General features: G+C 59.8%; 9 protein-coding genes, 1 rRNA gene and 2 pseudogenes. All 12 read right to left on the bottom strand.

Annotated elements, in window-relative coordinates:
• Positions 1 to 213: ribosomal RNA gene (locus tag ACSEXS_RS21380) — 16S ribosomal RNA — on the bottom strand; the annotation flags it as partial.
• A gap of 386 nt (positions 214 to 599) precedes the next feature.
• On the bottom strand, positions 600 to 2087 hold the full coding sequence (gene lysS / locus ACSEXS_RS21375; RefSeq protein WP_438435280.1) for a lysine--tRNA ligase: 1488 nt from the start codon (positions 2085 to 2087) through the stop codon (positions 600 to 602).
• A 166-nt stretch (positions 2088 to 2253) separates the two neighbouring features.
• On the bottom strand, positions 2254 to 2730 hold the full coding sequence (greA, locus tag ACSEXS_RS21370; RefSeq protein ID WP_438435279.1) for a transcription elongation factor GreA: 477 nt from the start codon (positions 2728 to 2730) through the stop codon (positions 2254 to 2256).
• Between the two features lie 203 nt (positions 2731 to 2933).
• Positions 2934 to 3950, bottom strand: coding sequence for a tRNA dihydrouridine synthase DusB (dusB, locus tag ACSEXS_RS21365; protein ID WP_438435278.1), 1017 nt, complete (start codon positions 3948 to 3950; stop codon positions 2934 to 2936).
• A 46-nt stretch (positions 3951 to 3996) separates the two neighbouring features.
• Entirely contained in the window at positions 3997 to 4200 is a 204-nt protein-coding gene (locus ACSEXS_RS21360; protein ID WP_438435277.1) for a helix-turn-helix domain-containing protein, read from the bottom strand.
• Positions 4188 to 4649, bottom strand: a pseudogene (gene folK, locus ACSEXS_RS21355) (2-amino-4-hydroxy-6-hydroxymethyldihydropteridine diphosphokinase); the annotation flags it as partial. The gene ACSEXS_RS21360 and the pseudogene folK, both read right to left, overlap by 13 nt.
• 24 nt (positions 4650 to 4673) lie before the next feature.
• A pseudogene (gene folB, locus ACSEXS_RS21350) lies at positions 4674 to 5030 on the bottom strand (dihydroneopterin aldolase); the annotation flags it as partial.
• Positions 5018 to 5917, bottom strand: a complete 900-nt coding sequence (gene folP / locus ACSEXS_RS21345) for a dihydropteroate synthase (RefSeq protein ID WP_438435276.1) — start codon at positions 5915 to 5917, stop codon at positions 5018 to 5020. The gene folP and the pseudogene folB, both read right to left, overlap by 13 nt.
• A 31-nt stretch (positions 5918 to 5948) precedes the next feature.
• Positions 5949 to 6533: an aminodeoxychorismate/anthranilate synthase component II gene (pabA, locus tag ACSEXS_RS21340; protein ID WP_438435275.1), complete on the bottom strand. Its 585-nt coding sequence runs from the start codon at positions 6531 to 6533 to the stop codon at positions 5949 to 5951.
• Between the two features lie 148 nt (positions 6534 to 6681).
• Positions 6682 to 7623 carry a cysteine synthase A gene (gene cysK / locus ACSEXS_RS21335; protein ID WP_438435274.1) on the bottom strand — a complete coding sequence of 314 codons (942 nt, stop codon included), beginning with the start codon at positions 7621 to 7623 and terminating at the stop codon, positions 6682 to 6684.
• Positions 7624 to 7770: 147 nt separating this feature from the next.
• The gene (locus tag ACSEXS_RS21330; RefSeq protein ID WP_438435273.1) at positions 7771 to 8754 is read right to left on the bottom strand and encodes a peptidylprolyl isomerase; all 984 of its coding nucleotides are present in this window, start codon (positions 8752 to 8754) and stop codon (positions 7771 to 7773) included.
• 48 nt (positions 8755 to 8802) lie between these two features.
• Positions 8803 to 9678 carry an Hsp33 family molecular chaperone HslO gene (gene hslO, locus ACSEXS_RS21325; RefSeq protein WP_438435272.1) on the bottom strand — a complete coding sequence of 292 codons (876 nt, stop codon included), beginning with the start codon at positions 9676 to 9678 and terminating at the stop codon, positions 8803 to 8805.
• Positions 9679 to 9680: the final 2 nt, after the last annotated feature.

The raw sequence follows: 9680 nt of genomic DNA, 5'->3' as shown, positions 1-9680 counted from the left end.
CTCCGCTTTTCTTCTCTTCGCCATGCGACAAAGAGGACGTATCCGGTCTTAGCTTTCGTTTCCGAAGGTTATCCCGGTCTTGAGGGCAGGTTGCCTACGTGTTACTCACCCGTCCGCCGCTAAGCTATTCCCGAAGGAACAACTCCGCTCGACTTGCATGTATTAGGCACGCCGCCAGCGTTCGTCCTGAGCCAGGATCAAACTCTCCATAAAAGTTACTCTATAGATCGTTCTCTTAAGCTCATTCATTAACACTTGCGTGTTGTTTGTGCGTCCTTCGAGCCGAAGCCCGAATTCTGCGTCCTATCCACTCGTTGTTCAGTTTTCAAAGGGCATGCATCGCGTCAAGCGCGACCTTTATAATATAGCACAGTGAGTTTTAATCATGCAACCCTCAATTTTTACCAGAGAAGCATTTTCTCACTTTGCACCGCCTGCTGTGCCTTGCGGCTCTCGAAGCGGCAAGAAGTAATGTACCATAGAACGCCTTCGCAATGCAAGCATTATTTTATTCATTCTTTCCTTGACCTCCGGAACCAATAAAAAAGCGGAAAGCCCCAAGGCCTTCCGCTTTTCCTCCAAGCCCGCATTCCGCGAGCTTAACGGTCCCTCATCAACGGGAACAGCAGGACGTCGCGAATCGACGCCGAATCGGTGAGCAGCATGATCAGCCGGTCGATGCCGATGCCGAGACCTCCCGTAGGCGGCATGCCGTACTCCAGCGCCCGGACGAAGTCTTCATCCATCTCATGCGCCTCGTCGTTGCCGAGCTCCCGTTCACGCAGCTGCTCCATAAACCGCTCGCGCTGGTCGATCGGATCGTTCAGCTCGGTGAACGCATTGGCGTGCTCGCGACCGACGATGAAGAGCTCGAACCGGTCGGTAAAGCGCGGGTCCTTGGCACTCTTCTTGGCCAGCGGAGAGATGGCGACGGGATGTCCGGTAATAAACGTCGGCTCGATCAGGGTCTCTTCGACGAAGGTTTCGAAGAACTGGTTGACGATATGACCGAACGTCATGCTCGGCTCGACCGGAACCTTATGCTCCTTGGCCAGCCGGATGGCTTCTTCGTCGGACATCTCTACGCTGAAGTCAATTCCCACGGCTTCCTTGACGGCCTCGACCATGGAAACGCGACGCCACGGCGGAGCCAGATCGATCGTCTTCCCCTGGTAGTGAATCTCGGTGGTTCCGAGCACCTCGCGGGCGACGTGAACGATCAAATCCTCGGTCAGCTTCATGATATCTTCGTAATCGGCATAGGCTTCGTACAGCTCCAACAGGGTAAATTCCGGGTTGTGCCTCGTCGAGGTGCCTTCGTTGCGATAGACGCGGCCAATCTCGTACACCTTCTCCATTCCGCCGACGATCAGGCGCTTCAGGTGCAGCTCGATGGCGATGCGCATGAACAGCTGCATATCGAGGGCGTTGTGGTGGGTGACAAAGGGACGCGCCGCAGCGCCGCCGGCGATGGCATGCAGGGTCGGCGTCTCCACTTCCAGGTAGCCGTTCGTATCGAGGTAACGGCGGATCGCCTGGATGATCTTCGAGCGGGTGATGAACGTTTCCTTCACGGATTCGCTCATGATCAGATCGACATAGCGCTGGCGGTAGCGCATCTCAACATCCTTCAGCCCGTGGAACTTATCCGGCAGCGGGTAGAGCGATTTGGTGAGCACCTCCAGGCTGGTCGCCTTGACGGTCGTTTCTCCGGTCTTCGTCTTGAAGACTTCGCCGCTCACGCCGATGATGTCGCCGATATCCAGCAGATCGAAGGCTTCATACTGCGTCTCTTCCACCGAATCCTTGCGGACGTAAATCTGAATCTTGCCGGACAGGTCCTGGATGTGGGCGAAGGAGGCCTTCCCCATGCTCCGCTTTTGCATAATGCGGCCGGCGATGCTCACCTTCGGGGCGAGCGCTTCGAGTTCGTCCTTGTCCATCTCATCATAAGCCCGGAGAATCTCCTTGGCGCTATGCGTTCTAACGTATTTGTGCCCAAACGGGTCCATGCCGAGCTTCCTCAGCTCGTCCAGCTTGTCCCGGCGGATCACCAGCAGGTCATTCAGTTCCAGTTCCTGACTCATCGCTCAAAACTCCTTCACCTTATCGAATCCATTCCTTCATTGTACTCATAAACCGGGTCAAACAAAAGCCTTTTCCCCATTTGAATCCGGAAAATGCGAAAAAGCTTCCCGCTGAGGAAGCTTTTCCTTCGCCTTGTAGGGCGTCTTGGTCCATCCGTTCGTCCGCTTACTTTTGAATGTCGATGATCTGGTATTGGATAATACCCGCGGGAACGCTGACTTCCACCGTCGAACCCTTCTTTTGGCCGAGAATCGAACGGCCGACCGGGCTCTCGTTGGAGATTTTATTCTCGAAGGGATCGGATTCCGCCGTTCCGACGATCGTGTAGACCACCGTATCCCCGAATTCCAGGTCCTTAAGCGTTACCTTGGCGCCGATGCTGACGGTATTGGTGTCCACTTCTTCGTTGTTGATGATGCGGGCGTTGCGAAGCAGCTTCTCGAGTTGCAGAATGCGGCCTTCGATGAAGGCTTGCTCGTTCTTGGCATCATCGTATTCGGAGTTCTCGCTGATATCTCCGTAGCCGATGGCGATCTTGATCCGTTCCGCCACCTCGCGGCGTTTGACCGACTTGAGGTTTTCCAGCTCTTCCTCCAGCCGCTTCAGGCCTTCCTGAGTCAGAATCGTTTCTTTTTCGCTCATTCCAACAAAACTCCTGTCGTGTGAATTCAATAAAAGGCGCCGCAAGGCCAAACGGCTTCGCGGCTTCATCTTTACTATATGGTTCGCGTAGATACGTCATGACAATGGCGGCTTGGCTTCAAGATTTACGACTGATTATATTGCAAGCCCCTTCAATTGTCAATCGAAGCCAGAACTACGGTTAACCAGCGGTTAAGGGATCATCAGGAGACGGGAATCTCCGACGGTTCCGCTTCCGCTTCGCCGGTTTGGGCCAGTTTTTCGACAAATTCCTCCAGCGCCTCCACGATGTCCCGGCGCTCCTCCATCTCCATGAGGGCGTCCTTGACGCGGGCGGCTCCGGTCAGCCCCTTGAGGTACCAGGCCAGGTGCTTGCGCATCTCCTTGATGGCGATGTTTTCGCCTTTGAGGGCGATCAGACGGTCCATATGGAGGATGGCGATGCGGATCTTTTCCTCCGCCGTCGGCTCCGGGGAAAGCACCCCCTCGGTCAAGTAGCGCACGGTCCGGTACAGCATCCACGGATTGCCCAGCGCGCCGCGCCCGATCATGACTCCGTCGCAGCCGGTCGTGTCCAGCATGCGCTTGGCGTCCTCCGGGGTAAACACGTCGCCGTTGCCGATAACGGGAATGCCCACCGCTTGCTTGACCTCCTTAATCATCTCCCAATTGGCCGTTCCGCTATACATCTGAACGCGCGTGCGGCCATGAACGGAGACGGCGGAGCCCCCGCCGTTTTCGACAGCTTTCGCATTCTGGACGGCGTAGATGTGGTCGTCGTCCCAGCCGATCCGCATTTTGACCGTGACCGGTTTGGATACGGCGGCTACGACCTCCGACACCATTTGTTCAATTTTATCGGGAGCCAACAGCCACCGCGCCCCGGCGTCCGATTTGGTGATCTTGGGGACGGGACAGCCCATGTTGATATCGATGATATCGGCATTGGTCTCTCGGTCGACGACCTTGGCCGCTTCCACCAGCGTCTCGGTATCGCCGCCGAAGATCTGCAGGCTGAGCGGTTTTTCCCGCTCGTCCACGTAGAGCATTTCCATCGTCCGTTTGTTGCCGTGCATAATGGCCTTGTCGCTCACCATCTCGGCACAGACGAGTCCCGTGCCGAAATCCTTGGCGATCAGCCGGAAAGCGGGGTTGCAGACACCGGCCATCGGGGCCAAGACAACGTTGTTCGGGGCGGCTACATTCCCAATTTTCAGCATTACAGGCTCCTTTCTATTCTAAAAGCGGCAGCCGTTCAGAGAACGGCTACCGGTCCAACAGTTCTTCTTCCTTGACGCTCAGCACCTCGGCGATCAGCCGGATCAGCTTGGCGTCCGCTTTGCGCGTTCCGCGCTCCAGGGCGCCGAGCACCGATACGGACACATTCATCCGATCGGCGAGCTCCATCTGCGTCAGCCCTTTCAGTTTGCGGAACGCGCGGATACGCAGGGCAAGCTTCATGGTGTCCATGCGACGACCTCGTTTCTATCCGGCATAGCGGCAATCCGTTCCGCCAGGGAGCAGAGACCCGGCACGGCGTCGTCGGACACGACCTCGGCCAGCGGAACCAATACGAAGGCCCGCTCGGCCATCCGGGGGTGCGGGACGGCGAGGCGAGGGAGCTTCAGCTCGGCCTGCCCATACAGCAGCAGGTCGAGGTCGATCGTCCGTGGGCCCCACCGCTCCGAGCGCTCGCGCCCGAGCCGATTCTCCGCCGCGAGGAGCTCCGAGAGCAGCTCTTCGGGCGGCAGGTCGGTGGAGAAAACGGCGGCCTGATTCAGGAATCGGCCCTGCCGGGTGTTCCCGACCGGCTCGGTCTCGAAGAGACGGCTCTGCCGGACGAGCTTCAGCCGCGGGTGCGCGGACAGCAGCCGCAACGCTTCGGCGAGGGTGCCGGCCCGGTCGCCCAGGTTGGAACCGAGCCCGATCGCCGCCTCGATCGGCCGACCGCGGCGCAGCTCGACCGTCACGCCGGCAAAGTGGATATCGAAGGGCGGATGGGGCTTCGTGACGCGAACGACCACCTCCCCGAGCACCGGGTAGGCGGCGAGCAGGTCCTGCGCGATGTGCTCGGCCAGCGCTTCGATCAGCTTGAACGAGCGCTCGGTGACAATTGTTCTCACTCGGCCGTACAGCTCGGCGTAGTTGATCGTCTCCGTCAGCTCGTCGCCGGCGCCTGCCCGGGATAACGGAAGACACAGCTCTACATCCACATAATAGCGGGCGCCCAGCTTATTTTCTTCGGGGAACACCCCGTGATACCCGTAAAATTCCATGCGGCTCAGTGTCAATTTGTCCATGCGGCAGTCCCCTTATCCGGCCGGAGGCGGACGATGGCATCGGCCATCTGCGCCGCCCGTGCGTTCTCCTTGATGTCATGCACGCGAACCAGCTCGCAGCCCTGGGCGATGGCCAGCACCGTGGTCGCCACCGTTCCCTCAACGATATCCCCGCTTGGCAAATCCAGCACCCGGCGCAGCGTCCGCTTGCGCGAAGCCGCGAGCAGTACCGGGTAACCGAGACGCGTCAGCCGGTCCAGGCTGCCCATCAGGAGCAGGTTCTGCTCATGCGATTTGGCGAAGCCGATCCCGGGATCGAGGATGATCTGCTCGTCGCGCACGCCCGCCCGGCGCGCGCTTCGCACACTCTCCTTCAAATCGGTGACGACGTCCTCGAGAAAATCGCCGTAATCCGGCTGCACCCGGTTGTGCATGAGGATGAGCGGGCAGCCGAATTCCGCCGCCAGCTCGCCCATGCGCGGGTCCCGGCAGCCCCAGATGTCGTTCAGCAGATGGGCGCCCGCCTCAAGCGCCCGCCGGGCCGTCCCCGGCTTGAAGGTGTCGATCGACAGCGGAACGTCGATCGCCTCCCGGAGCGCCTCGATCACCGGCACGACCCGGCGGATTTCTTCTTCCTCCGGTACCGGGGTCGAGCCGGGCCGGGTCGATTCGCCGCCGATTTCGATGAGATCGGCTCCGGCGGCGACCATCGCCCGGGCGTGCTCGACGGCGGCGGCGACCTCCATGTAGCGTCCGCCGTCGGAAAAAGAATCCGGCGTTACATTTAAAATGCCCATGATCCGCGTCTTTTCGCCAAGCCGCAGCGGAAGGCCCCGGCAGTCCAGCACCCGGTCCGGAGGGCCGGCCGGGCTGGGGAAAGCGGAAAGGGCGGAACGATTGTCCTCCATGGCGCTAAATCCTTCCTTGAATTGAGATCGGTCAGCCGATCGTTTCCGTCGGCTGAAGCGACAGAAAATTCTGCAGCAGCTTGCGGCCGTGATCGGTCAGAATGGATTCGGGATGAAACTGTACGCCTTCGATGGCGTAGTCTTTGTGGCGAAGCCCCATGACCTCGCCCTCCTGCGTCCAAGCGCTGACGGTCAGGCAGGCCGGCAGCGTCTCCCGGCGGACGATGAGCGAGTGGTAGCGGGTAGCCGTGAACGGCGATTCGATCCCCGCGAACACCCCTTCGCCGTCATGGCGAATGGCGGAGGTCTTGCCGTGCATCAGCCGTTCCGCCCGGACCACCTCGCCCCCGAAGGCTTGGCCGATGCTTTGGTGGCCGAGGCAGACGCCGAGGATCGGAATCCGGCCCTTGAAATGCTCGATCAGGTCGAGGCAAATGCCGGCTTCGTTCGGCGTGCAGGGTCCCGGGGACAAGAGAATCCGGTCCGGCGCCAGCTCCTCGATCCCGGCAAGCGTGATCTCGTTGTTGCGGCGGACTTCGACGGTCTCCCCCAGCTCGCCCAAATACTGAACCAGGTTATACGTAAACGAGTCGAAATTATCGATAACCAAGATCACAGCCGACTCACTCCTTAGCCTTTTCCCCTATTTAAAAGGATATTGCGCTCCCCGTCAACCTAGAGGACAACCCCCGTCCAAACGCAACAAGACAGCCCCTCTGCGATAGGGGCTGCCTTTCGATGCCGAGTCCGTTCGCGAACGGACCTTATTGCTCTTCGAATTGATACAGCGGGGTGCTCAGGTAACGTTCGCCGTTGCTCGGGAGAACGGCGACGACGCGCTTGCCCGGTCCCAGCTTCTTGGCGACCTGAAGGGCTGCATAGATGGCGGCGCCGGAAGAGATCCCGCCGAGGATGCCCTCTTCGCGCGCCACGCGGCGGGCGGTCTCGAAGGCCTGCTCATTCTCGACTGCGATGATTTCCTTGTAAATCTCCGTGTTGAGGATATCCGGCACGAAGCCGGCGCCGATGCCTTGAATCTTGTGCGGGCCGGGCTTGCCGCCGGAAAGCACCGGGGAAGCGGCCGGTTCGACGGCGTAGATCTCGATGTCCGGGAAGTTCTGCTTCAGCACTTCGCCCGCGCCGGTGATCGTTCCGCCGGTTCCGACGCCGGCGATGAAGGCGTCCAGCTTGCCGTCCTTGGCGTTGATCGCTTCGACGATTTCCGGTCCGGTTGTCTCGCGGTGGACCTTCACGTTCGCCTGGTTCTTAAACTGCTGCGGAATAAAATAAGTCGGGTTCTCCGCCTGGAGCTCCTCGGCCTTCTTGATCGCGCCCTTCATGCCCTCCGCTCCGGGGGTCAGCACCAGCTGCGCGCCGTATGCGCGGAGCAGGTTGCGCCGCTCCAGGCTCATCGTCTCCGGCATGACGAGAATGGCTTTATAGCCCTTGGCGGCGGCGACCATGGCCAGACCGATCCCAGTGTTGCCGCTCGTCGGCTCGACAATGGTGTCGCCGGGCTTCAGCTTGCCTTCCCGCTCGGCCACCTCCACCATGCTGATGGCGATGCGGTCCTTGACGCTTGAGCCGGGGTTCTGGTATTCGAGCTTCACGTAAATCTCCGCGCTGTCCTCGGGGACGACGCGATTCAAGCGCACAAGCGGAGTTCCTCCGATCAATTCGGTGACGCTGTCTACGATTTTGGCCATGAATGAAACCCTCCTTCGCATATTTCCGACTAATCCGGTTGGTATTATAGCTTCATCTTACCAATCCGCCTGTTCCTTGTCAACTGGAATGTGAAAAGGGTTCCGCCGCCCGCTGTGGAGCTTCGGAATCCCTTCTTGAGCTTAAGGCTATTGTCCGCCGGAGGGGGCGGAGGAGGCGGCGGCTGTGCCCGGAGTGCCAAATTCCTGATCCGTGTCGACGAGCGTCGCCTTCCATTTGTCGCGCAGCTGCTCCGTGAAGTCCTTGATGGGAGGAGCCTTTTGCAATGCCAGCTGCTTGCGCACCGTCTCCCGGATGGCCTCGGGATCGCCCTTCTTGTCTTCCTTGCGTTCGATCAGCTTAACGATTGCGTATCCGCCGTCCGTCTGCACCGGCTGGCTGACCGCTCCGATCTCCATGTCCTTGGCCGCCTTCAGGATGCCGGGCGAGACGAACGGGTCGTTCTCTTCGATCCAGCCCAGGTCGCCTCCCTCGCTCGCCGTGTTGACATCCAACGACCGTTCCTTGGCCAGCGTGGAAAAATCATTGCCGCTGCGGGCCAGCTCATACGTCCGGTTGGCCTGCTCCAGCGTCTCGTTCAGGATATACTGGAGATGAAACTGCTCGGTATTGGCGAATTCCTCGGGGTGCTGCTTGATGTAGTCGCTGATTTCGTTCTCTCCTACCACGATGTCGGCGGTGGCGGCCTTTTCCACCAAGAGCTTGAAATACACGTCCTCATGCAGCTCCTCGCGGGTCATGCCGACCTGTTCCTTCATCGATTGGTAGAACTCCTCTTCGCTGCCGTACCCCTGCTGCATGCGGGTGAGCTCGGAAGCGATCTCCTTCTCCTCGACGCGTAGTCCCCGGTCATCCGCCTCCAGTTGGATGGCAAGGTGGTCGAGCATCTGGTTCAGCATTTCCATTCCGTACTTGCTGTATACCTTCTGCCTCACCATCTCGGAAGTGATCGTCTTGTCGCCGATCCGGGCGACCACGCGGCTCTCCTCGCCCTTGCTTGCGGCTGAATCCCGACCCGGAGCGCGCGTTTCCGTCATGGCGACACGCGTAAGCACCAGGCAGGCCGCCGTCAAGATGACGATGATGCCCCACAACAGCTTCGCATTTCTCATCTCTATCCCCTCGGGTTTCCTCTCGGCCTTGACGGCCGCCGTTTCGCCTTATTCGCCGATCCGGGCGATAACGTCCTTTATCTCTTTATCGGAAAAATGATACGTTTCGTTACAGAAATGGCAAACGAGCTCCATCTGCCCGTCTTCCTCCAAAATGGTCTGAAGCTCCTCGCGGCCCAAGCTGATCAAGCCGCGCTCCATCCGTTCCCGCGAGCACTGGCAGCGGAATGCGACGTTCATGCGCTCGAGCACTTGGACATCCTCTAGTATAGACGCCAGAATTTCGTCTAAAGTTGCACCTCCGTCGAGCAGCGAGGTGACCGAAGTAATTCCGTTCAGCCGCTGTTCGAGCCGGTCGATCTCTTCCTCGCTGACCCCGGGAAGCACTTGGACGATAAAGCCACCGGCCGCTTTAACGGTGTAATCCGTGTCGACGAGAACGCCGAGCGCCACCACCGAAGGGGTCTGTTCCGACTTGGCAAAATAGTAGGTAAAATCTTCGGCGAGCTCGCCGGAGACGATCGGCGTGCTGCCGAGGTAAGGCTCCTTCAGCCCGAGGTCGCGGATGATGTAGATGAAGCCGTCGGTCCCGACCGCTCCCCGCACATCGAGCTTGCCGCGCTCGTTCAGGGGCAGGTCGACCTCCGGATGATCCACGTAGCCGCGGACTTCGCCGCGGGCATTGGCGTCCACCACAATCTGGCCGATCGGTCCCCCGCCCTTCACCTGAATGGTCAACTTCTCATTGCCCTTCATCATCGCGCCCATCATCGCGCCGGCCGCAGCCGTCCGGCCGAGGGCCGCCGTGGCCGTCGGCGTCGTCCGGTGGCGCTGCCGCAGTTCTTCGGTGAGTTCCGTGGTTCGAACGGCGAAGGCGCGGAACTTTCCGTCCCCCGCCGTCGCCCGGATCAATTCGTCTTTCATGG

Source organism: Gorillibacterium terrae (assembly GCF_051594785.1).
Lineage (GTDB): Bacteria > Bacillota > Bacilli > Paenibacillales > NBRC-103111 > Gorillibacterium.
The sequence above is the reverse complement of the archived record's forward strand: the minus strand, read 5'-3'. Positions and strand labels throughout refer to the sequence as shown.

Excerpts from the sequence above, each read along its gene's own strand:
- ACSEXS_RS21360 (WP_438435277.1), bottom strand. The coding sequence starts at position 4,200 with ATGGACACCATGAAGCTTGCCCTGCGTATCCGCGCGTTCCGCAAACTG.
- folP (WP_438435276.1), bottom strand. The coding sequence starts at position 5,917 with ATGGAGGACAATCGTTCCGCCCTTTCCGCTTTCCCCAGCCCGGCCGGC.
- cysK (WP_438435274.1), bottom strand. The coding sequence starts at position 7,623 with ATGGCCAAAATCGTAGACAGCGTCACCGAATTGATCGGAGGAACTCCG.
- dusB (WP_438435278.1), bottom strand. The coding sequence starts at position 3,950 with ATGCTGAAAATTGGGAATGTAGCCGCCCCGAACAACGTTGTCTTGGCC.
- lysS (WP_438435280.1), bottom strand. The coding sequence starts at position 2,087 with ATGAGTCAGGAACTGGAACTGAATGACCTGCTGGTGATCCGCCGGGAC.
- greA (WP_438435279.1), bottom strand. The coding sequence starts at position 2,730 with ATGAGCGAAAAAGAAACGATTCTGACTCAGGAAGGCCTGAAGCGGCTG.
- ACSEXS_RS21330 (WP_438435273.1), bottom strand. The coding sequence starts at position 8,754 with ATGAGAAATGCGAAGCTGTTGTGGGGCATCATCGTCATCTTGACGGCG.
- hslO (WP_438435272.1), bottom strand. The coding sequence starts at position 9,678 with ATGAAAGACGAATTGATCCGGGCGACGGCGGGGGACGGAAAGTTCCGC.